The sequence below is a fragment of the Streptomyces sp. NPDC006450 genome, assembly GCF_040612195.1.
Lineage (GTDB): Bacteria > Actinomycetota > Actinomycetes > Streptomycetales > Streptomycetaceae > Streptomyces.
The window spans coordinates 14,766-36,906 of record NZ_JBEXPT010000041.1; the positions used below are offsets into that span (position 1 = coordinate 14,766).

A 22,141-nucleotide genomic window follows, 5' to 3' on the forward strand; every position below is an offset into this window, starting at 1 on the left:
CTTCCAACTCCCTACAGGTGTTACTTGGGCTGTGCCTTCTTGCGGCGGCTGGCGACCATCTGGCCGGCCAGCACCACCAGGACCGCGATGACGAACATCGCGGTGCCGATGACGTTGATCTGTACAGGCGTACCGCGCTGGGCCGATCCCCACACGAACATGGGGAAGGTGACGGTGTTGCCCGAGTTGAAGTTGGTGATGATGAAGTCGTCGAAGGAGAGCGCGAAGGAGAGCAGCGCGCCCGCCGCGATACCGGGGGCCGCGATCGGCAGGGTGACGCGCAGGAAGGTCTGCACGGGTCCGGCGTAGAGATCGCGGGCCGCTTCCTCCAGGCGCGGGTCCATGGAGAGCACCCGGGCCTTGACGGCGGCGACGACGAAGCTGAGGCAGAACATGACGTGGGCGATCAGGATCGTCCAGAAGCCCAGCTGGATGCCCATGTTGAGGAAGAGGGCCAGCAGGGAGGCGGCCATCACGATCTCGGGCATGGCCATCGGCAGGAAGATCAGCGAGTTGACCGCCCCGCGCGCCCTGAAGCGGTAGCGGACCAGCGCGAAGGCGATGGCGGTGCCGAGCACGGTCGCGCCGATCGTGGCCCAGAGGGCGATCTGGAGCGAGAGGGACAGGGACCCGCACATGTCGGCGACCCCGCAGGGGTCCTTCCACGCGTCGAGGGAGAACTCCTGCCAGGCGTAGTTGAACCGCCCGGTGGGGTTGTTGAAGGAGAAGACCGTGACGACGACGTTCGGCAGGATCAGGTAGGCGAGCGTGCACAGCCCCGCGATCACGACGAAATGGCTGCGCAGCCAGGTGGTGGCGCTCTTCATCAGACCAGGTCCTCCGTCCCCGCTCGGCGGATGTAGATGGTGACCATGACGAGCACGATGGCCATGAGGATGAAGGACAGCGCGGCCGCGGTCGGGTAGTCGAGGATGCGCAGGTACTGCGACTGGATGACGTTGCCGATCATGCGGGTGTCCGTGGAGCCGAGCAGTTCCGCGTTGACGTAGTCGCCGCTCGCCGGGATGAAGGTGAGCAGGGTCCCGGAGACCACGCCCGGCATGGACAGCGGGAAGGTCACCTTGCGGAAGACCGTGGCGGGACGGGCGTACAGGTCCCCGGCCGCCTCGTGGAGGCGGGTGTCGATGCGCTCCAGCGAGGTGTAGAGCGGAAGGATCATGAAGGGGAGGAAGTTGTACGTCAGACCGCAGACGACCGCGAGCGGCGTGGCGAGGACGCGGTCGCCCTCGGTCATGCCGAGCCAGCTGGTGACGTCCAGGAAGCCGACCGTGTTGAGGACGTCGACCACCGGGCCGCCGTCGGCCAGGATCGTCTTCCAGGCGAGGGTGCGGATCAGGAAGCTGGTGAAGAACGGGGCGATGACCAGTACCAGGAGCAGGTTGCGCCAGCGGCCCGCCTTGAAGGCGATCAGGTAGGCCAGTGGATAGCCCAGCAGCAGGCACAGCGCCGTCGCGGTACCGGCGTAGAGCAGGGAGCGCAGGAACTGCGGGTAGTACTCGGTGAAGGCGTCCCAGTACGTCTGGAAGTGCCAGGTGACCTTGAAGCCCTCTTCGAGGGAGCCGGTCTGCACCGAGGTCGAGGCCTGGTAGATCATCGGCAGCACGAAGAAGACGAGCAGCCACAGGATGCCCGGGAGCAGCAGCCAGTACGGGACCAGGCGCTTCTTCATCGACGGCTTGTGCACCGGCGGCTCGGCGGAAACGGCGACCTCGGGCAGCGTCGCGGGGGCCGTCACGCTCCCTCCCCGACCGTCTCGATGCCCGCGTCGATGTCCTGGTCCGCGTCCAGGCCGAAGGTGTGCTCCGGGTTCCAGTGCAATATCACGTCGGCGCCGGGGACGAGGCGGGCGTCGCGCTCGATGTTCTGGACGTACACCTCCAGCTCCGGGCAGACCGGGCTGTCGATGACGAACTGGGTGGAGACGCCTATGAAGGAGGAGGCCGCGATCTTGCCGGCGACCTTGTTGCGGCCGGCCCCGATGGTGCCCTCGGACTCCGCGGGGACCAGGGAGATCTTCTCCGGGCGCACCCCGACCAGCAGCTTTCCGCCGGCGCGGGGTGTGGTCGAACATCGCGTCGCCGGGACGCGCAGCTTCGTACCGGCCGAGGAGACGACGACGTCGGACGCGCCGGCCTCCAGGACCTCGGCCTCGATGAGGTTGGAGGTGCCGAGGAAGTTCGCCACGAAGGTCGTCTTCGGGTTCTCGTAGAGCTCGGCGGGGGCGCCCAGCTGCTCGACGCGGCCGCCGTTCATCACGGCGACCGTGTCGGCCATGGTCATGGCCTCCTCCTGGTCGTGCGTGACGTGCACGAAGGTGATGCCGACCTCGGTCTGGATCCGCTTGAGTTCCAGCTGCATCTGGCGGCGCAGCTTGAGGTCGAGGGCGCCGAGCGGCTCGTCGAGGAGCAGCACCTGCGGGTGGTTGATGAGCGCGCGGGCCACGGCGACGCGCTGCTGCTGGCCGCCGGAGAGCTGGTGCGGCTTGCGCTGGGCGAACTGGCCGAGCTGGACCAGCTCCAGCATGTCGTCGACCTGCTTCTTGACCGACTTGATGCCGCGGCGGCGCAGCCCGAAGGCGATGTTCTCCGAGACGTCGAGGTGCGGGAAGAGGGCGTAGCTCTGGAAGACCGTGTTGACCGGGCGCTTGTACGGCGGCAGGTGCGTGACCTCGCGGTCGCCGAGGCTGACGGTGCCGGTGGAGGGCTCCTCCAGGCCGGCGATCATGCGCAGGGTGGTGGTCTTCCCGCAGCCCGAGGCGCCGAGCAGGGCGAAGAAGGATCCCTGGGGGATGGTGAGATCCAGCGGGTGCACGGCGGTGAAGGAACCGTAGTGCTTGCTGATCCCGGCGAGGCGGACGTCGCCGCCTTCGGTCTTGTCAGTCATGGGCCTGGGCCTTCGGTGGTGTGTCGTGGAAGGGGCAGGTGCCGGTACGGGTGTCTGTGGCCGGCGGGGACGGCGGCGGGATCCGTCAGGCTCCGATGAGCTTGGCGAACTTCTCCTCGTACGCCGTCTCTTCCTCACCGGTGAGGGAGCGGAAGGCGTGCGACTTGGCGGCCATCGCCTTGTCGGGGACGATCAGGACGTTGTCCGCGAGCTCCGGATCGATCGTGGCCAGCTCGTCCTTGACGCCCTCGACGGGGCAGACGTAGCTGATGTACGCCGCCAGCTGGGCGGCGACCGCGGGCTCGTAGTAGTAGTCGATGAGCCGCTCGGCGTTGGCCTTGTGCCGGGCCTTCACGGGGACCAGCAGGTTGTCGCTGGAGGTGATGTAGCCCGGCGCCGGGATCGCGTACTGGATGTCCGGGTTGCCGGCCTGCAGCTGGATGACGTCGCCCGCCCAGGCCAGGCAGGCTGCGAGGTCGCCCTTGTCGAGGTCCGCGGTGTAGTCGTTGCCGGTGAAGCGCCGGATCTGCTTCTTGTCCACGCCCTTCTGGAGCCGGCCGATCGCCGCGTCGTAGTCGGCGTCGGTGAAGTTCGCCGGGTCCTTGCCCTGGTCGAGCAGGGTCATGCCGACGCTGTCGCGCATCTCGGTGAGGAAGCCGACGCGGCCCTTCAGGGAGGGGTCGTCCAGCATCTGCGTGACGGAGTCGACCTTCTTCCCGCCGGTCGCCTTGGTGTTGTAGGCGATGACGGTGTTGATGCCGGTCCACGGGTAGCTGTACGCGCGGCCCGGGTCCCAGTCGGGGCTGCGGAACTGCGGGATCAGGTTGGCGTAGGCGTGCGGGAGCTGGGAGGGATCCAGCTTCTGGGCCCAGCCGAGGCGGATGATGCGTGCGGCGAGCCAGTCGGTGACGACGATCAGGTCGCGGCCGGTGTCCTGGCCCGCCGCGAGCTGGGGCTTGATCTTGCCGAAGAACTCGACGTTGTCGTTGATGTCCTCGGTGTACTTGACCTTGATACCGGTCCGCTTGGTGAACTCCTCCAGCGTGGGACGGGACTTCTCGTCCTCGCTGGTGTCCATGTACTCGGTCCAGTTGGAGAAGTTGATCTCCTTCTCCTGCTCCGAGTGGTCGTCGGAGGCCGCGGCGTTGCCCTCAGCGCGCTTGGCCGGCGGGATGCCGCAGCCGGCCAGCGCGGACAGACCGCCGAGGGTGAGCGCTCCGACTCCGGAGGCGCGCAGCACGGAGCGGCGGGTGAGGGCGCCGCGCCCGGTGGTGAGACTGCGCCGCATCGCGGCGAGTTGCGCCGCCGAGAGGCGGTCGGGCTCGAACTGCTCCATGGGAGGTGCCCTTTCGGGATGGGTACGGGCCGCTGGTCGGGCGGCTGACTGGTTATCTGTCCCCGAAGATCGTGCGGTGCCAGTCCTTCGCAGCCACCGCGGTGTTGTCGTACATCACGTGCTTGACCTGCGTGTACTCCTCGAAGGAGTAGGTGCTCATGTCCTTTCCGAAGCCACTGGCCTTGTAGCCCCCGTGCGGCATCTCGCTGATGATCGGGATGTGGTCGTTGACCCAGACGCAGCCCGCCTGGATCTCGCGGGTGGCGCGGTTCGCCCGGTACACGTCACGGCTCCAGGCGGAGGCGGCGAGACCGTACGGGGTGTCGTTGGCCAGCGCGATGCCCTCGTCGTCGGTGTCGAAGGGCAGGACCACCAGGACCGGCCCGAAGATCTCGGACTGGACCACCTCGCTGTCCTGGGCGGCGCCGGAGATCAGCGTGGGCCGGTAGTACGCGCCGTCCGCGAGCTCCCCGCCGGGGATCTCACCGCCGGTGACGACGGTGGCGTACGCGCGGGCGCGCTCGACGAAGCCGGCCACCCGGTCGCGGTGCGCGTGCGAGACCAGCGGGCCGAGGTCGGTCGACGGATCGAAGGGGTCCCCGACGCGGACGGTCTCCATCAGCTCGGCGACCCGGGCGACGAAGGCGTCGTGGAGGGGGCGCTGGACGTAGGCGCGGGTGGCGGCCGTGCAGTCCTGGCCGGTGTTGATCAGGGAGGCGGCGACGGCGCCGTGGGCGGCGGCCTCCGGATCGGCGTCGTCGAAGACGAGGAAGGGGGCCTTGCCGCCGAGTTCCAGGTGGAGCCGCTTGACGGTGGCGGTGGCGATCTCGGCGACCCGCTTGCCGATGGCGGTGGACCCGGTGAAGGAGGTCATGACCACGTCCGGGTGGCCGACCAGGTGCTCCCCCGCGTCCCGGCCGGCGCCGGTGACGATGTTGACCACACCGTCGGGCAGACCCGCCTCCTTGGCCGCCTGGGCGAACATCAGGGAGGTCAGCGGGGTCAGCTCGGCGGGCTTGAGGACGATGGTGTTGCCCGCCGCGATCGCCGGGAGGATCTTCCAGGCGGCCATCTGCAGCGGATAGTTCCACGGCGCGATGGAACCCACGACCCCGATCGCCTCGCGGCGTACGTACGAGGTGTGGTCCCCGGAGTACTCGCCGGCGGCCTGCCCCTGGAGGTGGCGCGCGGCCCCCGCGAAGAAGGCGGTGTTGTCGATGGTCCCCGGCACGTCGAACTCCGTGGACAGCTTGACCGGCTTGCCGCACTGCAGGGACTCGGCGTACGCGAACTCCTCGGCCCGCTCGGCCAGCACGCCGGCCAGCCGGTGCAGCGCGTCGGAGCGCTCCCCGGGGGTGGCCCCCGACCAGCCGGGGAAGGCCCGCTTGGCGGCGGCGACGGCGGCGTCCACGTCGGCGGTGGAGGCCAGCTCGTAGGTGAGCACCTCCTCGCCGGTGGCAGGGTCGACCACGGTGTGTGACCGGCCCGAGGTGCCGGGCCGCAGCTGCCCGTCGATGTACTGCGCGCCTTCGGCGAATCGGTCCTTGACCTGGACCTTGACCTGGAAGCGGTTGCCCATCACGCTCTCACGCTTTCGTAGCTACAGTTCGAGCTAAAGCTCGAATTGAGTGCCGATCCTGACAGAGGTACACCCCTCGGCCAAGTGATTCCGTTGTTGCCTTTTGATTACGCGACGGAATCGGTCGACCATGTGTCGAGGCGCGCCCTAAAACCCGTACGAAGTGTCCGTGGCTCCTGCGAGACTCGCGTGCATGGAGAAGATCGAGGAACTGATCGGGCAGGTCAGCCGGGGTGAGAGGCTGAAGTTCCTGCCGTTCTGGGGGCACCGTCCGCGGCCCGACGGGACACTCGGACCGAGCTGCCTCAGTCAGTGGTGGCCGTCCGAGTTCACCGTGGGTGACGTGCGGTACGCCACCGCCGAACACTGGATGATGGCCGGCAAGGCGCGCCTGTTCGAGGACCGGGAGGCGGAGCGCGCGGCCCTGGAGGCGACGACCCCGGCAGCCGCGAAGAAGGCCGGGCGGCTGGTGCGCGGCTTCGACGACGTGGTGTGGGAGCGGGAGCGGTTCGCGCTGGTGGTGGAGGGCAGCGTGCACAAGTTCGGCTCCGACCCGGCGCTGGCCTCGTACCTGCTCTCGACCGGGACGCGGGTCCTGGTGGAAGCCAGCCCGATGGACCGGATCTGGGGCATCGGGCTGGCCGCCGACGACGAGCGCGCCCTGGACCCGGCACGGTGGCGGGGGCTGAACCTGCTGGGCTTCGCGCTCATGGAGGCGCGCGAGCGGCTGCGGGCGGACCTTGGATCACTCGATCTCTGATCGCGACCTCTGATCTCGGCCTCTGATCTCGGCCTCTGATCTCGGCCTCTGATCTCGGCCTCTGATCTCGGCCTCTGATCACTCGATCTTTGATCGCACGGATCTTTAATCGCTCGCCGCCCACCACGGTGTGCGTCTAGCGTGGTCCTCGTCCAGGTGCGAAGGCGAGACCTACTTCGACTCATATCGGGCGGCCGCGGGTTCGAGTCCCGTCACCGGCTTCGGCCGGTGTAGCTCAGCTGGCAGAGCACCTTGTGGTTTCGCCGACTTCGACCTCTGGACACCTACGTTCTACGCACCTCCCGGTGCGCCGGCCACGGCTACTTCTTCCACGAAACAACGCCGCGGCCACTTCTTCCTCGGGAGGCGCACGTGCGGAGTGCCCGGTGCGCAGGCAACGGTTACTTCCGGATCAACGTGTCGCGGGTTCGAGTCCCGCCCGGCTCCGGCCGGTAGCTCAGCTGGGTAGAGCAGTCGACACAGTCCGTCGCCGACTTCGATCTCGGGCGTTCCGCACGTCACGCCTCCCCCGGTTTCCACTGAATTCGGGGGGATTCACCATGGCTCGTTTCAACCTGCTCCGCTCCAAGGCGGCGCCCACCGCATCCGCTTCGCCCACGGCGCCCACCTCACCGGTCCGCTCCACCGGCCGCCGCGCCGCCAACGCGCACGGCAGCCCCGGCTTCGTCCGCGATCCGCGCTCCGAGCTGTTCCTGCTCGCCGTCGCCAACTTCGTGACGCAGCAGACCGCCTACGAGGGCGGCCCGGCCCGCGACGACCGCTTCGCCTCGCTCGTGCGCGGCCTCGCCGTGGAGGACCCCGAGTGGACCGCCGGCCTGCTCGGCTGGCTGCGCCGCGACGGCAACATGCGGACGGCTTCCCTGGTCGGAGCCGCCGAGTACGTCAAGGCGCGGCTCGACGCCGGAGCGGCCGGGGGGCCCTCGAACCGGCAGGTCGTGGACTCCGTCCTGCTGCGCGCGGACGAGCCCGGGGAGCTGCTCGCCTACTGGACGGCCACGTACGGGCGCAACGTGCCCAAGCCCGTCAAGCGCGGGATCGCCGACGCCGTGCGCCGCCTCTACAACGGCGGTTCCCTGCTGAAGTACGACACCGCGTCCCGGGCCTACCGCTTCGGCGACGTCCTCAACCTGGTGCACGCCTCCCCCGACCCGGCCAAGCCCTGGCAGGGCGAGCTCTTCCGGTACGCCCTCGACCGCCGGCACAACCCCGAGACCGCCGAGGTCCCGGCGGGCAGCCGCACCCTGCTCGCGCACCGGGCCCTGATGGAGCTGCCCGTCGCGGAGCGCCGGGCCGTGGTCACCGCCGCGGACGGAGCCGAACGGCTCGCCGCGGCGGGCATGACCTGGGAAGCGCTCGCGGGCTGGCTGCAGGGCCCGTTGGACGCGGCCGCCTGGGAGGCGGTCATCCCCTCCATGGGCGCGATGGCGCTGCTGCGCAACCTGCGCAACTTCGACGAGGCCGGGGTGTCGGACGCGGTGGCCGAACGGGTCGCGGCGAAGATCTCCGAACCGGAGACCGTCGCCCGGGCCCGGCAGTTCCCCTTCCGCTACCTGGCCGCCCACCAGCACGCACCGTCGCTGCGCTGGGCGTACCCGCTGGAGCGGGCGCTGGGCCACTCCCTGGCCCACGTACCGGCGCTGCCCGGGCGGACGCTGGTCCTGGTGGACCGGTCCGGGTCGATGTGGTCGCCGCTGTCGGACCGCTCGCAGCTCAACCGGGCCGACGCGGCGGCCGTCTTCGGGACGGCGCTGGCACTGCGCGCCGAGGACGCGGACCTGGTGCAGTTCGGCTCCACCAGCAAGGTGATCGGCTTCCGGCGGGGCGAGTCGGTCCTGAAGCTGCTGGAGCAGTTCCAGGACCTCGGCGGCACCTGCACGGCGGACGCGGTGCGCGCGCACTACGCCGGTCACGACCGGGTCCTGATCGTCACCGACGAGCAGGCCACGTACGCCTACGGCGGCGATCCGACGGCCCTGGTGCCGGAGACGGTCCCGGTCTACACCTGGAACCTCGCCGGATACCGGGTGGGCCACGCGCCCTCGGGGTCCGCGCACCGGCACACCTTCGGCGGGCTCACCGACGCGGCCTTCCGCATGGTGTCCCTGATCGAGGACGGCCGGGACGCCAACTGGCCGTGGGAGAACGGGCAGGCGGACCCGGCCGCCTGACGGCACGGCGGAGGCCTGAGGACCGGAGGGAGGGAGGGCCGGGCAGGGACGGTACGCATCCCCGCCCGGCCCTCCCTCCGTGTCTGCCGGGTACGGCTCAACCCCGGTGGAGCACCTGGGTGTTCTCGTACGGGGACGAGTAGTCCGAGTCGAAGTCGGAGTCCCCGTCGTCGAGCATCAGGCCGGTGACGGCTATCGCGATGAACAGGCAGCTGACCACGATGCCGACCGCGCCGGTGATGATGCCGGCCAGCGCCATGCCCCCGTTGTCGGCCTCGCCGCGCTTGGCCTTGCCGCGGCCCAGCACGCCGAAGATGACGGCCGGCACGCCGAACAGCAGGCCCAGGTAGCAGCTGACCACGGCGATGATCCCGAGGACGAGCGCGGTGACCCCGAAGCCGTTGCTCCTCGGCGGGTACACCGGGTATCCGGCGCCTCCCGGGTATCCGGTGTAGCCCGCGTAACCGGGGTAGCCCTGGTATCCGGGCTGCTGGACCGGCTGCTGCGCGGCGGGGTATCCGTACCCGGCGGGATGCGGCTCGGCCGGGTACCCGTAGGCGGGCGTCTGCCCCGGCTGGGGCGCGGGCGCCCCGGCGGACATGGGCCCGGTGCCGGCCGGCGGCGTCTGCCCCGGCTGGGGCGCGCCCGGGTGGCCGCCCGGGTAGCCGCCTGCCCCCGGCATCCCGGTGACGGTCTGCTGGTCGTGCACCCCCGGGGCTCCCGGCGCCCCTGACGCCGCCGATGCCCCCGGCCCACCCTGCTGTTTGCCCAGATCGACCGCGGGCTGCTCCGGTGGCGCCCAGGGGTCTCGCGGCTCGGGGCTCTGATCGGTCATACGGCGCCCCCCTCTCGTACGGCCATGCTAAGCGCTGCCTCCGACAAGGCCCTTCGACGGTGCGGGTCCTGCCTACGATGAAGGCCGTTCCATCCGCACCGCGTCCTTCGGAGGCATCCTCATGTCCGACCTGCACCCCTTCATCGCGGGGCTGCCCAAGGCCGAACTGCACGTCCACCACGTCGGCTCGGCCTCCCCCCGCATCGTGGCCGAACTCGCCTCCCGGCATCCCGACTCCAAGGTCCCCACCGACCCCGAGGCCATCGCCGACTACTTCACCTTCACCGACTTCGCGCACTTCATCGAGGTCTACCTCTCCGTCGTCGACCTGGTCCGCACCCCCGACGACGTGCGCCACCTCACCTTCGAGATCGCCCGCGACATGGCCCGGCAGAACATCCGGTACGCCGAGCTCACCATCACCCCGTATTCCTCCACCCGCCGCGGAATCGACGAGAAGGCCTTCATGGAGGCCATCGAGGACGCCCGCAAGGCCGCCGAGGCCGAGCTCGGCGTCGTCCTGCGCTGGTGCTTCGACATCCCCGGCGAAGCCGGCCCGGAAGCCGCCGCCGAGACCGCCCGCCTCGCCCTCGACCTGCGCCCCGAGGGCCTGGTCTCCTTCGGCCTGGGCGGCCCCGAGGTGGGGGTGCCGCGCCCGCAGTTCAAGCCGTACTTCGACGCCGCCCGCGCCGCCGGGCTGCACAGCGTGCCGCACGCCGGCGAGACCACCGGCCCCGAGACCATCTGGGACGCGATCCGCGAGCTGGGCGCCGAGCGCATCGGCCACGGCACCAGCGCCACCCGGGACCCGGAGCTGCTCGCCTACCTCGCCGAGCACCGCATCGCGCTGGAGGTCTGCCCCACCTCCAACATCGCCACCCGCGCCGTCGCCACCCTCGACGAGCACCCGATCAAGGAGATGGTGGAGGCCGGTGTGCTGGTCACCATCAACAGCGACGACCCGCCGATGTTCGGCTCCGACCTCAACAACGAGTACGCGGTGGCCGCGCGCCTGCTGGACCTGGACGAGCGCGGTCTCGCCCAGCTCGCGAAGAACGCCGTCGAGGCCTCCTTCCTGGACCCGGCCGGCAAGGCGGAGCTCACCGCCGAGATCGACGCCTACACCTCCGCCTGGCTGGCTTCCTGACGGCCCAGCAGAATGGGAGCATGCGCACCCTGACTGCCGTAGGCCACCGCGGGGATCCCTACCGCGTCCGCGAGAACACCCTGCCGTCGATCCGCTCCGCCTTCGACCGGGGGGCGGACGCGGTGGAGATCGACGTCCGGATGACCCGCGACGGCGTCCCCGTACTCCTCCACGACGGGGACCTCCAGCGGCTGTGGGGCCACGACGTCCGGCTCGAAGACGTCACGGCCCCGCAGCTGAAGGAGCTGACGGACGGCGCGATCCCGACCCTGCGCGAGGCTCTGATGGCCGCCGGTGCGGGCCGGGTCATGGTCGACCTGCCGGGTGCGACGGCCGAGGCCGTACGGACCGTCGTCGGCCAGGTCCGCGAGTGCGGGGCCCGCGACCGTACGTACTACTGCGCCGGGCCGGCCACCATGCTGGCGGTGCGCGCCGCCGACCCCGGCGCCGAGATCGCGCTGACGTGGACCACTCTGGCTCCCCCGCGCCGGGTGCTGATCGACGCGGTGGCGCCGGCCTGGCTCAACTACCGCTTCGGCCTGGTCACCCCGGAGCTGGTGGACGCCCTGCACCGGGACGGCCTGCTGGTGTCGGCCTGGACGCCGGACACGAAGCGTCCGATGCGGGCGCTGATCAGGGCCGGGGTGGACTCGATCACGACGAACCGGGTGGACGTGCTGGGAGCCGTACGGGCCGAGCTCGGCCGGTGACGCGGGCCTGGGGGGAGCTCGGGGCGTGGATCCGGCGGGCCGGTCCGCGCCGGCAGGACCTGGGGCTGACGCTGCTGGTGCAGCTGGCCGTCACGATGCCCTTCGTGGTGCCCCGATCGGCCGAACTGCCGCCCGCGGACTGGGCCTCGTACGCGATGACCACGCTCGGCGTGCTGCCGCTGGTGTGGCGGCGGCGGGCTCCGGTGGCGGTGCTGGTCGCGATCCTGGCGGCCGGCGGCGTGTACAACCTGGCGGGTGACGGCCCGGGGCAGCCGCTTCCGTACGCGGGGCTGATCGCCTTCTACACGGTCGCCCTGCAGTGCACGGCCCGGGTGCGGCTGACGGTGGGCGGGCTGACGGTCCTCACGGTCGTCCTGTCGGTGTACTGGAACACCGGGACCGCCCGCGAACTGCTCTTCACCTTCTTCGTCTCCGGCGCCGCGTACGCGCTGGGGCGCCTGCAGCACACCCGGCAGGCGTACACGGCCGCCCTCCTGGACCGGGCCGCCCAGCTGGAGCGGGCCAACCGGATCGAGGCGGAGCAGGCGGCCGCCCGCGAACGGGCCCGGATCGCACGGGAGATGCACGACATCCTCTCGCACGCGGTCAGCATCATGATCGTGCAGGCGGAGGCCGGTCCGGTGGCCGTACGCAGGGCCCCCGAGCGGGCCGAGGCCGCGTTCGAGGCGATCGCGGAGACCGGCCGGGACGCGATGGCCCAGCTGCGCACGATGCTGGGGGTGCTGCGCACGGACGAGGCGGCGCCGCGCTCCCCGCAGCCCGGCATCGGGGAGCTGGCGGGGCTGCTGGAGCGGGTCCGGGGCAGCGGGCCGGAGGTGCTCTACGAGCGCACGGGTTCGGTGCGCGCCCTGCCGGCGGCACTGGAGGCGACGGTGCACCGGGTGGTGCAGGAGGCGCTGACCAATGTGGTCAAGCACGCCGGGGCGTCGGCGGTGGCCGTGCGCCTGGAGTACGGGGAGCGGGAGCTCACGGTGACGGTGACCGACGACGGGCGGGGTCCGGCCGCGGGGGCGGGGGTGGGCTCCCTGCCTGGGGCTCGGCCGGGCGGGCACGGCCTGATCGGGATCCGGGAGCGGGCCGCCGCCCACGGGGGCACGGCCCGGACGGGACCGGGGCCGGACGGCACCGGCTTCGAAGTGCGGGTGGTGCTTGTAACGTCGGTCGCGGAGGTGGGGACATGACGATCCGTGTGGTGGTGGCCGACGACCAGGAACTGGTGCGCAGCGGCTTCGCGATGATCCTGGACGTCCAGGAGGACATCGAGGTGGTGGCGGAGGTCGGGGACGGGGCGGCGGCCGTGGAGGCGGTGCGGTCCCTCGCGCCCGACGTGGCGCTGCTGGACGTACGGATGCCGGTGCTGGACGGGATCGAGGCGTGCCGGGAGATCTCGGGGACGAGTTCCTGCCGGACGGTGATGCTGACGACCTTCGACTCGGACGAGTACGTGTACGAGGCGCTCCACGCGGGGGCCAGTGGTTTCCTGCTCAAGGACGTGCGGCGGGACGATCTGGTGCACGCCGTACGGGTGGTGGCGGCGGGCGAGTCCCTGCTGGCGCCTTCGGTGGCCCGGCGGCTGATCGCGGAGTACACGGCGGCGACGGCCAGGCCGGCGGCCGGGGAGGCGCTGTCCGCGGAGCGGCTGGAGGTGCTGACGGCCCGGGAGCGGGAGACCCTGCTGCACCTGGGACGGGGGCTGTCGAACGCGGAGCTCGCGGTGGAGCTGATGGTGAGCGAGCACACGGTCAAATCGCATGTGGGCAACGTGCTGTCGAAGCTGGGGCTGCGGGACCGGATCCAGGCGGTGATCTGCGCGTACGAGACGGGTCTGATCGCGGCTGGCTCTGCGGTATCTCCCTCTGGGGAGTGAGACGGCAGGGATCTCCTAGCTCTCCGTGGTGAGTTGTCGTACCGCCAAAGACCCCTCTCGGTGGTGATCCGCAACCACCCCTGTGACCAGCAGCATTGAGGTCATCGGGGCGGAAGTCGCCCGGAGAGCCGACAGGGGGATCCACCATGAACCGAGCGACCCGCACGCTGATCGCCACCGCCCTGGTCCTGGGCGTCGCGGCCGGACCGGCCGCCGCCCACGCCGGCCCGGCGGGGGCCACGGCCCCGGCCGCGAGCTCCGCGACGCAGAGCCCGGCACCCCAGGTCTCGACCCCGCCGAACGCCACGGCGCTGGAGCAGGCGATCGCGGGGCTCGGGGCGGGGCACGCGGAGGCGACGGCCGCGCTGGTACGGGTGGGTGGCACGAGCGGCGGCTGGCAGGGCAGTTCCGGCGTCGCGGACATCCGCACCGGGCGCGCGGCGATCGAGGAGGGCCGGTTCCGGGCCGGGTCGGTGACCAAGACCTTCACCTCGGCGGTGGTGCTCCAGCTCGTGGCCGAGGGCGAACTGGACCTCGAAGCGCCGGTCCGCCGGTACCTGCCGGGGACGATCCCCCAGGCGTACGGCACGGTCACCGTCCGGCAGCTGCTCAACTACACCAGCGGCATACCGGCGGCCGACGGTCCCGGCGACTCCTTCGAGGCGCAGTGGGAGCACCGCTTCGACGTGACCGATCCGCACGACCAGATCGCCGAAGCCGTGGCCAAGGGCCCCGAGTTCGTCCCGGGCACGGCCCAGCACTACCTGAACATCAACTACACGGTGCTGGGCGTGCTCATCGAGAAGGTGACGGGCACGACGTACGAGAAGGCGGTCGCGGCTCGGGTGCTGAGGCCGCTGGGGCTGCGGGACACCTCCTTCCCGGGCCGTTTCCAGACCCGCATACCGGGTCGCCACAACCACGGGTACCAGGCGGTGGCGCGCGAGGACGGCTCCACCGAGCTGCGGGACGTGACCGAGTGGAACTCCTCGGACCGGTGGGCGGCGGGCGACATCATCTCCACCACGGCCGATCTGGAGCGGTTCACCGTCGCCCTGTTCAGCGGACGCCTCGTACCGGCGGCGCAGCTGGAGGAGATGTTCACGGTCCCCGGGGTGAAGGACTTCGTCACGGGCAAGTCCGCGACCCTGACGGCCGGGATGGCGCGGATCAAGCTGCCCGACGGCACGATCGCCTGGGGCAAGACGGGTGGCCGGCACGGCTACAACACGGCGATAGGCGGGACGCGCGACCTGTCCCGCACCCTCGTGTACTCGGTCAACTCGACCGACGCCAAGGGCCAGGACATGAACCCGGTCGCCCTCGCCGTGGTCATGGCGGCCTTCGCCGAGTAGCGCGTACTCAGCCCTGGGCCTCGGCCAGGTCCGCGGCCGGGCCCGGAGTCGGGGCCCGGCCGGTGTCCACCGCCATGGCCTCCAGCCGCTTGATCATGCGCCGCAGGATCAGCAGCGGAACCACTCCGAAGACGCCGAACGAGATGTCGATCAGCGACCACCAGACCGGGATGCCCCGGATAGGCCCGCAGATCAGGGCCAGCGGGATGATGCCGGCGCAGGCGATCATGCCGGCCTCGACGATCCAGACGTTGCGGACCGGGTCGCGGTGGACTCCGTAGAAGAACACCGCGATCACCAGGTGGGCGAAGGCGAGCCAGTCCGTGCCGTAGAGGAGGAAGGGGTACTCGGAGTCCGCCCGCTCCAGCCCGTCGCCGACCCGACGCAGCCAGGCGTTGTCCACCAGCGCATTGGCCCAGTGGAGTTCGCTCACCAGGGGGAAGGCGGTGAGTCCGCTCAGCACGAGGCAGACGAGGAACAGGGCAAGCCAGGCACGGATCCGCCGCTGAAGGGCGCTTCTCTCGCTCATGGAAGGAAGCCTACGCAGCTTTCTGAACATGTTCAGTAAAATCACTGAACACGTTCAGTTCTGTGGCCGGACCGAGATCGGCCCCGACGCTCACAGACCGACGATGCCGTTCCAGCGCTTCGCGAAGGACGAGCGCTCCGCCGAGGAGATGTCGCGGGCGACGACGAGCCGCTTGCGCATGTCCCCGTCGGGGAAGATCAGCGGGTTCTCGGCCAGTTCGGCGGTCTCCTGGTCGTCGGAGGCGGCCAGCACCTCACGGGCGGCCGGCACCGGGCAGACGTAGTTGACGGAGGCGGCGAGCAGCGCGGCCACCTCCGGTTCGTAGTAGTAGTCGATCAGGGCTTCCGCGTTGGCCTTGTGCCGGGCGAGGTTGGGGACGAGCAGGCTCTCCGCCCAGAGCTCGGCGCCCTCCTCGGGAACCACGAACTCGATGTCGGGGTTGTCGGCCTGAAGCTGGATCACGTCCCCGGAGTAGGCCTGGCAGGCCAGTACGTCGCCCTTGCCGAGGTCGGAGGTGTAGTCGTTGCCGGTGAAGCGGCGGATGTGCCTTTTCCTCACCATGCTCTCCACCTGGTCGCACATCCGGTGGAAGTCGGATTCGGTCCACCGGGTCACGTCGACACCGTTGCCCTGCATCAGCAGGGAGAAGGACTCGTCGAGACCGGAGAAGAGCGTGACCTTCCCGGCCAGGTCCGGCTGCCACAGGTCCTTGACGGACTTGATCTCCCGGCCGAGCGCCTTGCGGTTGTAGGCGATGCCGGTGATCCCCGACTGCCAGGGCACGGTGTGCAGCCGGCCCTCGTCGAAGGCCGGGGAGCGCAGTTGCGGGTCCAGGTACCGGGCCACGTTCGCCTGGGCCGAGCGGTCCATCTTCTGGGCCCAGCCCAGGTGGACGAAGCGGGCGGCCATCCAGTCGCTGACCACGACGAGGTCGTGACCGGTCTGCTGGCGGTTCATCAGCGACGGGCTGATCTTGCCGAAGAACTCGTCGCTGTCGTTGATGTCCTCGGTGTACCGGACCTCGATGCCGGTCTTCTCCGCGAAGGCGTCCAGCGTCGGACGCCTGCTCTCGTCCTCTTCGTCGGTGTCGATGTAGAGAGGCCAGTTGGAGAAGGAGACGCTCCGGTCGCTCGCGGAGTCGTCCTGCCCCTTCCGTCGGCTCTCGGGGACGTACGCGGCGGGGACACCACAGCCGGGAAGCGCGGCCAGCAGCCCCGCGGCACCGAGGCCGCGCAGCGCCGCGCGACGGGAAAAGGCGAGTTCAGGCATGGCTCGAGCCTGGTGGAACACCGAAGGGCGGGCAATAGACATGTTGTCTACTGCCCGCCCCTTCAAGGCTGTGGCCTGGTCGATGCGGCGGCCGGCAGGCCGCCCGCCCGGCCGTGGGTCAGCCGTCGAGCGAGGTCATGACGTGCTTGATGCGCGTGTAGTCCTCGAAGCCGTAGGCGGAGAGGTCCTTGCCGTAGCCGGACTTCTTGTACCCGCCGTGGGGCATCTCGGCGACGAGCGGGATGTGGGTGTTGATCCACACGCAGCCGAAGTCGAGGTTCTTGGACATCCGCATCGCGCGGCCGTGGTCCTTGGTCCACACGGACGAGGCGAGGGCGAACTCGACGTCGTTCGCGTACGCCAGGGCCTGGTCCTCGTCCGTGAAGGACTGGACCGTGATGACGGGGCCGAAGACCTCGTTCTGGATGATCTCGTCGTCCTGCTTGAGGCCGGAGACCACGGTCGGGGCGTAGAAGTAGCCCTTCTCGCCGACCTGGTGGCCGCCCGCCTCGACCTTGGCGTGGGCGGGGAGGCGCTCGATGAAGCCCGCGACCTGCTTGAGCTGGTTCGGGTTGTTCAGCGGGCCGTAGAGCACGTCCTCGTCGTCCGGCTGGCCGGTCTTGGTGTCGGCCGCGTTCTTGGCCAGCGCCGCGACGAACTCGTCGTGGATCGACTCGTGGACCAGGACGCGGCAGGCCGCGGTGCAGTCCTGGCCGGCGTTGAAGAAGCCCGCGACGGCGATGTCCTCGGCCGCCTTGGCGATGTCGGCGTCCGCGAAGACCACGACCGGGGCCTTGCCGCCCAGCTCCAGGTGGACGCGCTTGACGTCCTTGGAGGCGCTCTCGGCGACCTGCATGCCCGCGCGCACCGAGCCGGTGATGGAGGCCATCGCCGGGGTGGAGTGCTCGACCATGGCCCGGCCGGTGTCGCGGTCGCCGCAGACGACGTTGAAGACGCCCTTGGGCAGGATGTCGCCGATGATCTCCGCCATCAGGATGGTGGAGGCCGGGGTGGTGTCCGAGGGCTTGAGGACCACGGTGTTGCCCGCGGCCAGGGCCGGGGCGAACTTCCACACGGCCATCATCATCGGGTAGTTCCACGGCGCGACCTGGGCGCAGACGCCGACCGGCTCACGGCGGACGATCGAGGTCATGCCCTCCATGTACTCGCCGGCCGAGCGGCCCTCCAGCAGACGCGCGGCGCCCGCGAAGAAGCGGATCTGGTCCACCATCGGCGGCAGCTCCTCGCTGGCCGTGAGGCCGAGCGGCTTGCCGGTGTTCTCCGATTCGGTGGCGACCAGCTCGTCCGCGCGGGCCTCGAAGGCGTCCGCGATCTTCAGCAGGGCCTTCTGGCGCTCGGAGGGCGTCGCGTCGCGCCAGGCCGGGAAGGCGGCCGCAGCGGCTTCCATGGCCGCGTCGACGTCGGCCTGGCCCGAGAGGGGAGCGGTCGCGTACGCCTCGCCCGTGGCGGGGTTGACCACCTCGGTGGTCCGCCCGTCGGCGGCGTCCTTGAACTCCCCGCCGATGTAGTTGCGCAGACGACGCAGTTCGGTGGTCACTACAGCCACACTCCTGTGATCACATGTCCAGTGGTTGAGACAGCTCCCCAGCCTAGCCTCTCTGGCACCGTTTTCGACAGGCCCACACACGACGAACTACGGAATCAGTGAGATCCGACTCCCCAAACAACGAATTACATCGTTCTCGCCTTGCGGAACAGACGACTCCTCGTGCACAGTGAGGTCGTGGTCAGTCGAAGCGCAGATTCCAGGAACAGACAACCGTCCCCTTCGGTCGATGCTGTGTCCCTCGCGATCATCGAGCAACTGCAGGAGGACGGCCGTCGTCCTTACGCGACGATCGGCAAGGCCGTGGGCCTGTCCGAAGCGGCGGTGCGCCAGCGCGTCCAGAAGCTGCTCGACCAGGGAGTCATGCAGATCGTCGCCGTCACCGACCCGCTCACCGTGGGGCTCCGGCGCCAGGCGATGGTCGGCATCAACGTCGAGGGAGACCTCGACCCGGTGGCCGACGCGCTGACCGCGATGGCCGAGTGCGAGTACGTGGTGATGACCGCGGGCTCGTTCGACCTGATGGTGGAGATCGTCTGCGAGGACGACGACCACCTGCTCGAAACGATCAACAAGAAGATCCGCACGCTCCCCGGCGTGCGATCCACCGAAAGCTTCGTTTACCTGAAGCTGAAGAAGCAGACCTACATGTGGGGAACGAGATAGCCCGTGAGCCAGGACCTCTCCAAGACCGCGTACGACCACCTGTGGATGCACTTCACCCGCATGTCGTCCTACGAGAACTCGCCCGTCCCCACCATCGTGCGGGGTGAAGGCACCTACATCTTCGACGACAAGGGCAAGCGCTACCTGGACGGTCTCGCCGGACTGTTCGTGGTCAACGCCGGTCACGGCCGCAAGGAACTGGCCGAGGTCGCCTACAAGCAGGCGCAGGAACTCGCGTTCTTCCCCATCTGGTCGTACGCGCACCCCAAGGCCGTGGAGCTCGCCGAGCGCCTCGCGCACTACGCCCCGGGCGACCTGAACAAGGTCTTCTTCACCACCGGTGGCGGCGAGGCCGTCGAGACCGCCTGGAAGCTCGCCAAGCAGTACTTCAAGCTGCAGGGCAAGCACACCAAGTACAAGGTCATCTCGCGTGCGGTCGCCTACCACGGCACCCCGCAGGGCGCCCTGTCCATCACCGGTCTGCCGGCCCTGAAGGCCCCCTTCGAGCCGCTGGTCCCCGGCGCGCACAAGGTGGTCAACACCAACATCTACCGCGCCCCGATCTACGGCGACGACCCTGAGGCCTACGGCCGCTGGTGCGCCGACCAGATCGAGCAGGAGATCCTGTTCGAGGGCGCCGACACCGTCGCCGCCGTCTTCCTGGAGCCGGTGCAGAACGCCGGTGGCTGCTTCCCGCCGCCGCCCGGGTACTTCCAGCGGGTCCGTGAGATCTGCGACGAGTACGACGTGCTGCTCGTCTCCGACGAGACGATCTGCGCCTTCGGCCGTCTCGGCACGATGTTCGCCTGTGACAAGTTCGACTACGTCCCGGACATGATCACCTGCGCGAAGGGCATGACCTCGGGCTACTCCCCGATCGGTGCCTGCATCATCTCGGACCGGCTCGCCGAGCCGTTCTACAAGGGTGACAACACCTTCCTGCACGGCTACACCTTCGGCGGACACCCGGTGTCCTCCGCGGTGGCGCTCGCCAACCTCGACATCTTCGACAAGGAAGGCCTCAACCAGCACGTGCTGGACAACGAGGACGCCTTCCGCTCGACGCTGGAGAAGCTGCACGACCTGCCGATCGTCGGCGACGTCCGCGGCAACGGCTACTTCTACGGCATCGAGCTCGTCAAGGACAAGGTCACCAAGGAGTCCTTCACGGACGAGGAGACGGAGCGCGTGCTCTACGGCTTCCTCTCCAAGGCGCTCTTCGAGAACGGCCTGTACTGCCGCGCCGACGACCGTGGCGACCCGGTCATCCAGCTGGCCCCGCCGCTGATCGCCGACCAGGGCACCTTCGACGAGATCGAGGGCATCCTGCGCCGCGTGCTCACCGAGGCCTGGACCAAGCTCTAACCAGCGACGTCCTCCCACCGTCCCGCAGGCGGCAAACTGCCGGACCACACGGCCCGGATCCTCCGTTCGAGTGAGAACGCGGGGGTCCGGGCCGTGTGCTGTCACCATCCAAGACGTTCATCTCTTTACATCTCATTGCGGCGCCAGTGACCAAGCGGGCTCCGCTTCGTTCCCCCGGACGGAGGTGTACGCCATGGTGGCTCCACGCGACAACGCTCCGCCGGACAGTGCCCTGCCCCAGGACGATCTGCTCTGGGCACGGTCCCTTCACTACTCCCACAGCGGTTCGCCGGGCCTCATCGGGGTCTCGATCGGCGTCCGCGCGGGAGAGATCCTCGCCGTCACCGGCCCCCGCGGCAGCGGCAAGACCACCCTGCTCAGCTGCCTGTCCGGCCAGCTCCGGCCCGAGCAGGGCGAGGTCTGGTTCAACAGCGTCCCCGTGCACACCATGGGCACCCTGGTCCGCGAGCGGCTGCGCCGCGACCGCTTCGGCTGGATCGGCCCCGAGCCGCGGCTGCTGCCCGAGCTGCGGGTCTGGGAGAACGCCGCCCTGCCGCTGCTGATCGCGGGCGCACCCCACCGCGCCGCGAAACGGGCCGCCTGCGAATGGCTGGACCGCCTCGACATCGGCGCCTTCGCCCGCAAGCACCCCGGCGCCCTCAACCGGGCCGAGTCGCAGCGCGTCGCCCTCGCCCGCGCCCTCGCGCACCTGCCCGCCGTGATCTTCGCGGACGAGCCCACCGCCCCGCTGCACCGCGCCGAGCGCTCCCTGCTGCTGCGCACCCTCACCACGGCCGCCCGCTCCCACGGCATCACCGTGCTGCTGGCCACGCACGACGAGGAGACCGCGGCCGTCGCCGACCGGCGCTTCCCGCTGCTCGACGGCCGCCCGGCCGCCGCTGCGGCCGGCCTCTCCCCGACCTCCTTCCCCCAGCCCCCGGAGGACCAGGCCGCGTGCTCGCTCTCCGCCTAGCCCGCGGCTCCAGGCCGCTGGTCCAGTTGCGCCGGCTGCTCGTCGCGGCCGCCTCGGCCGGCAGTGGTTTCGTGCTGCTGTACGTGCTCGCGCAGGCCACCGCCCGGCCCGCCGGATCGTTCCCCCAGCTCCTGTGGGCCCTGGTCCCCCTCGCCGTCACCGTCCAGTTCGCGGTCGCCGTGGCCCGGACCGACCCCGCGACCCGACCCCTGGAAGGGCTGGACGCCGCCGGACTGGGACCCGTACGGCTCACCCTGGTCGCGACGATCTCCACCGCCGTGGCCTGCGCCCTCGGCAGCGCCGTGGCCCTGGCCGTCTTCCTCCATCTGCGCGGGGACGTCACCGGGCTGCCCTTCGACGGCGCCGGGGCGCGGCTGCTCCACGGCGACCAGCCCCTGCCCGTGGCAGCCGCCCTCACCCTGCTGGCGCTGCTCCCGCTGGGCGCCTCGATCGCCACCGCCCTCGCCCTGCGCCCCCACCCACGGCCCGCGCCGCAGACGGCGCTGCCCTGGGGCATCGCCCTCACCGCCTGCGGGCTCGCCGCGCTGGCCCACTCCCGCCCCGGTGGGATCGGCGTGCCGACGGGCTGGGCGCTGACCGCCCTCGGACTCGCCCTCGCCGGTCCGGGTCTGGCCTACGCCTGCGGGGCGCTCGTCCAGGCCATCCGCCCGGGCGCGCTCCGGCTGCTGGCCGGGCGGGCCCTCCAGGAGGAGGCCCCCCGGCTCGGCGCGCCCCTCGGCGTCCTGTGCGCCGTCGGGGCGGGCGCGCTCAGCGGCGTGGCCCTGCGCGGGAGCGGCGGGCTCCACGTCCCGCTCGGCCCACTGACCGCGCCCGCCGCCGCGCTCGTCGTGCTCTGCGCGGCCGCGACTCTTCTCACATCCGCGGTCGAGGTCCGCCAGGCCCGGGCCTCCACCCGCGAGACCCTGGCCGGAATCGGGGCCCCGGCCAAGGTCCTCCGTACGGCCGCGACCGTACGGGCCACCGCGCTGGTGGCCGTGTGCCTGCCGCTCAGCTGGGGTGTGTCACAGCTGACGTCCCTGGCATTGACCCGCTGAGGTGGGCAGCGCTT

The 22,141-nt window shown here is 70.5% G+C and carries 20 protein-coding genes; 11 read left to right on the top strand and 9 right to left on the bottom strand.

Annotation, left to right across the window (positions count from 1 at the left end; all coding sequences use genetic code 11):
- Positions 1 to 20 precede the first annotated feature (20 nt).
- The 5 genes from ABZY57_RS15330 to ABZY57_RS15350 form a co-directional block, all read right to left on the bottom strand.
- Positions 21 to 827 carry an ABC transporter permease gene (locus tag ABZY57_RS15330; RefSeq protein ID WP_356511985.1) on the bottom strand — a complete coding sequence of 269 codons (807 nt, stop codon included), beginning with the start codon at positions 825 to 827 and terminating at the stop codon, positions 21 to 23.
- Positions 827 to 1,690: an ABC transporter permease gene (locus ABZY57_RS15335; protein ID WP_356512032.1), complete on the bottom strand. Its 864-nt coding sequence runs from the start codon at positions 1,688 to 1,690 to the stop codon at positions 827 to 829. The genes ABZY57_RS15330 and ABZY57_RS15335 overlap by 1 nt, the downstream gene beginning before the upstream one ends.
- Before the next feature lie 62 nt (positions 1,691 to 1,752).
- Complete coding sequence (locus ABZY57_RS15340) at positions 1,753 to 2,904, bottom strand: ABC transporter ATP-binding protein (RefSeq protein WP_356511987.1); 1,152 nt, start codon at positions 2,902 to 2,904, stop codon at positions 1,753 to 1,755.
- A gap of 85 nt (positions 2,905 to 2,989) precedes the next feature.
- Entirely contained in the window at positions 2,990 to 4,240 is a 1,251-nt protein-coding gene (locus tag ABZY57_RS15345; protein WP_356511989.1) for a spermidine/putrescine ABC transporter substrate-binding protein, read from the bottom strand.
- Positions 4,241 to 4,292: 52 nt separating this feature from the next.
- Positions 4,293 to 5,819, bottom strand: coding sequence for a gamma-aminobutyraldehyde dehydrogenase (locus tag ABZY57_RS15350; protein ID WP_356512034.1), 1,527 nt, complete (start codon positions 5,817 to 5,819; stop codon positions 4,293 to 4,295).
- Positions 5,820 to 6,012: 193 nt separating this feature from the next.
- Here ABZY57_RS15350 and ABZY57_RS15355 point away from each other — a divergent pair, with 193 nt between their 5' ends.
- Both ABZY57_RS15355 and ABZY57_RS15360 read left to right on the top strand, forming a co-directional pair.
- Positions 6,013 to 6,579: an NADAR family protein gene (locus ABZY57_RS15355; RefSeq protein ID WP_356511990.1), complete on the top strand. Its 567-nt coding sequence runs from the start codon at positions 6,013 to 6,015 to the stop codon at positions 6,577 to 6,579.
- Positions 6,580 to 7,139: 560 nt separating this feature from the next.
- Positions 7,140 to 8,768, top strand: a complete 1,629-nt coding sequence (locus ABZY57_RS15360) for a TROVE domain-containing protein (protein ID WP_356511992.1) — start codon at positions 7,140 to 7,142, stop codon at positions 8,766 to 8,768.
- Positions 8,769 to 8,865: 97 nt separating this feature from the next.
- On the opposite strand, the gene ABZY57_RS15365 is transcribed toward ABZY57_RS15360, so the two are convergent.
- Positions 8,866 to 9,477 carry a DUF4190 domain-containing protein gene (locus ABZY57_RS15365; protein ID WP_356511994.1) on the bottom strand — a complete coding sequence of 204 codons (612 nt, stop codon included), beginning with the start codon at positions 9,475 to 9,477 and terminating at the stop codon, positions 8,866 to 8,868.
- Positions 9,478 to 9,724: 247 nt separating this feature from the next.
- On the opposite strand from ABZY57_RS15365, the gene ABZY57_RS15370 reads away from it, so the two are divergent.
- The 5 genes from ABZY57_RS15370 to ABZY57_RS15390 all read left to right on the top strand — a co-directional run bounded on the left by ABZY57_RS15370 (position 9,725) and on the right by ABZY57_RS15390 (position 14,703).
- On the top strand, positions 9,725 to 10,750 hold the full coding sequence (locus ABZY57_RS15370) for an adenosine deaminase (RefSeq protein WP_356511996.1): 1,026 nt from the start codon (positions 9,725 to 9,727) through the stop codon (positions 10,748 to 10,750).
- Positions 10,751 to 10,770: 20 nt separating this feature from the next.
- Entirely contained in the window at positions 10,771 to 11,460 is a 690-nt protein-coding gene (locus ABZY57_RS15375; protein WP_356511998.1) for a glycerophosphodiester phosphodiesterase, read from the top strand.
- Between the two features lie 95 nt (positions 11,461 to 11,555).
- Positions 11,556 to 12,662: a histidine kinase gene (locus ABZY57_RS15380; RefSeq protein WP_356512036.1), complete on the top strand. Its 1,107-nt coding sequence runs from the start codon at positions 11,556 to 11,558 to the stop codon at positions 12,660 to 12,662.
- The gene (locus ABZY57_RS15385) at positions 12,659 to 13,348 is read left to right on the top strand and encodes a response regulator transcription factor (RefSeq protein ID WP_356512000.1); all 690 of its coding nucleotides are present in this window, start codon (positions 12,659 to 12,661) and stop codon (positions 13,346 to 13,348) included. Before ABZY57_RS15380 ends, ABZY57_RS15385 begins: the two co-directional genes overlap by 4 nt.
- Before the next feature lie 146 nt (positions 13,349 to 13,494).
- Entirely contained in the window at positions 13,495 to 14,703 is a 1,209-nt protein-coding gene (locus tag ABZY57_RS15390; RefSeq protein WP_356512002.1) for a serine hydrolase domain-containing protein, read from the top strand.
- 7 nt (positions 14,704 to 14,710) lie between these two features.
- Here ABZY57_RS15390 and ABZY57_RS15395 read toward each other — a convergent pair whose 3' ends face one another.
- From ABZY57_RS15395 to ABZY57_RS15405, 3 genes are all read right to left on the bottom strand, one after another.
- Positions 14,711 to 15,232 carry a hypothetical protein gene (locus ABZY57_RS15395; RefSeq protein WP_356512004.1) on the bottom strand — a complete coding sequence of 174 codons (522 nt, stop codon included), beginning with the start codon at positions 15,230 to 15,232 and terminating at the stop codon, positions 14,711 to 14,713.
- Between the two features lie 90 nt (positions 15,233 to 15,322).
- Positions 15,323 to 16,501 carry a spermidine/putrescine ABC transporter substrate-binding protein gene (locus ABZY57_RS15400; protein WP_356512006.1) on the bottom strand — a complete coding sequence of 393 codons (1,179 nt, stop codon included), beginning with the start codon at positions 16,499 to 16,501 and terminating at the stop codon, positions 15,323 to 15,325.
- A 118-nt stretch (positions 16,502 to 16,619) separates the two neighbouring features.
- The gene (locus tag ABZY57_RS15405; protein ID WP_356512008.1) at positions 16,620 to 18,059 is read right to left on the bottom strand and encodes a gamma-aminobutyraldehyde dehydrogenase; all 1,440 of its coding nucleotides are present in this window, start codon (positions 18,057 to 18,059) and stop codon (positions 16,620 to 16,622) included.
- A gap of 171 nt (positions 18,060 to 18,230) precedes the next feature.
- On the opposite strand from ABZY57_RS15405, the gene ABZY57_RS15410 reads away from it, so the two are divergent.
- The 4 genes from ABZY57_RS15410 (at position 18,231) to ABZY57_RS15425 (ending at position 22,127) form a co-directional block, all read left to right on the top strand.
- Positions 18,231 to 18,734: an Lrp/AsnC family transcriptional regulator gene (locus tag ABZY57_RS15410; protein ID WP_356512038.1), complete on the top strand. Its 504-nt coding sequence runs from the start codon at positions 18,231 to 18,233 to the stop codon at positions 18,732 to 18,734.
- 3 nt (positions 18,735 to 18,737) lie between these two features.
- Positions 18,738 to 20,099 carry an aspartate aminotransferase family protein gene (locus ABZY57_RS15415; RefSeq protein WP_356512010.1) on the top strand — a complete coding sequence of 454 codons (1,362 nt, stop codon included), beginning with the start codon at positions 18,738 to 18,740 and terminating at the stop codon, positions 20,097 to 20,099.
- Between the two features lie 193 nt (positions 20,100 to 20,292).
- Entirely contained in the window at positions 20,293 to 21,072 is a 780-nt protein-coding gene (locus ABZY57_RS15420; protein ID WP_356512012.1) for an ATP-binding cassette domain-containing protein, read from the top strand.
- Complete coding sequence (locus ABZY57_RS15425) at positions 21,054 to 22,127, top strand: hypothetical protein (RefSeq protein ID WP_356512014.1); 1,074 nt, start codon at positions 21,054 to 21,056, stop codon at positions 22,125 to 22,127. Before ABZY57_RS15420 ends, ABZY57_RS15425 begins: the two co-directional genes overlap by 19 nt.
- Positions 22,128 to 22,141 lie beyond the last annotated feature (14 nt).

Coding starts and splice junctions, on each gene's coding strand:
- ABZY57_RS15330 (WP_356511985.1), bottom strand. CDS start 827: ATGAAGAGCGCCACCACCTGGCTGCGCAGCCATTTCGTCGTGATCGCG.
- ABZY57_RS15335 (WP_356512032.1), bottom strand. CDS start 1,690: ATGAAGAAGCGCCTGGTCCCGTACTGGCTGCTGCTCCCGGGCATCCTG.
- ABZY57_RS15340 (WP_356511987.1), bottom strand. CDS start 2,904: ATGACTGACAAGACCGAAGGCGGCGACGTCCGCCTCGCCGGGATCAGC.
- ABZY57_RS15345 (WP_356511989.1), bottom strand. CDS start 4,240: ATGGAGCAGTTCGAGCCCGACCGCCTCTCGGCGGCGCAACTCGCCGCG.
- ABZY57_RS15350 (WP_356512034.1), bottom strand. CDS start 5,819: ATGGGCAACCGCTTCCAGGTCAAGGTCCAGGTCAAGGACCGATTCGCC.
- ABZY57_RS15355 (WP_356511990.1), top strand. CDS start 6,013: ATGGAGAAGATCGAGGAACTGATCGGGCAGGTCAGCCGGGGTGAGAGG.
- ABZY57_RS15360 (WP_356511992.1), top strand. CDS start 7,140: ATGGCTCGTTTCAACCTGCTCCGCTCCAAGGCGGCGCCCACCGCATCC.
- ABZY57_RS15370 (WP_356511996.1), top strand. CDS start 9,725: ATGTCCGACCTGCACCCCTTCATCGCGGGGCTGCCCAAGGCCGAACTG.
- ABZY57_RS15375 (WP_356511998.1), top strand. CDS start 10,771: ATGCGCACCCTGACTGCCGTAGGCCACCGCGGGGATCCCTACCGCGTC.
- ABZY57_RS15380 (WP_356512036.1), top strand. CDS start 11,556: ATGCCCTTCGTGGTGCCCCGATCGGCCGAACTGCCGCCCGCGGACTGG.
- ABZY57_RS15385 (WP_356512000.1), top strand. CDS start 12,659: ATGACGATCCGTGTGGTGGTGGCCGACGACCAGGAACTGGTGCGCAGC.
- ABZY57_RS15390 (WP_356512002.1), top strand. CDS start 13,495: ATGAACCGAGCGACCCGCACGCTGATCGCCACCGCCCTGGTCCTGGGC.
- ABZY57_RS15395 (WP_356512004.1), bottom strand. CDS start 15,232: ATGAGCGAGAGAAGCGCCCTTCAGCGGCGGATCCGTGCCTGGCTTGCC.
- ABZY57_RS15400 (WP_356512006.1), bottom strand. CDS start 16,501: ATGCCTGAACTCGCCTTTTCCCGTCGCGCGGCGCTGCGCGGCCTCGGT.
- ABZY57_RS15420 (WP_356512012.1), top strand. CDS start 20,293: ATGGTGGCTCCACGCGACAACGCTCCGCCGGACAGTGCCCTGCCCCAG.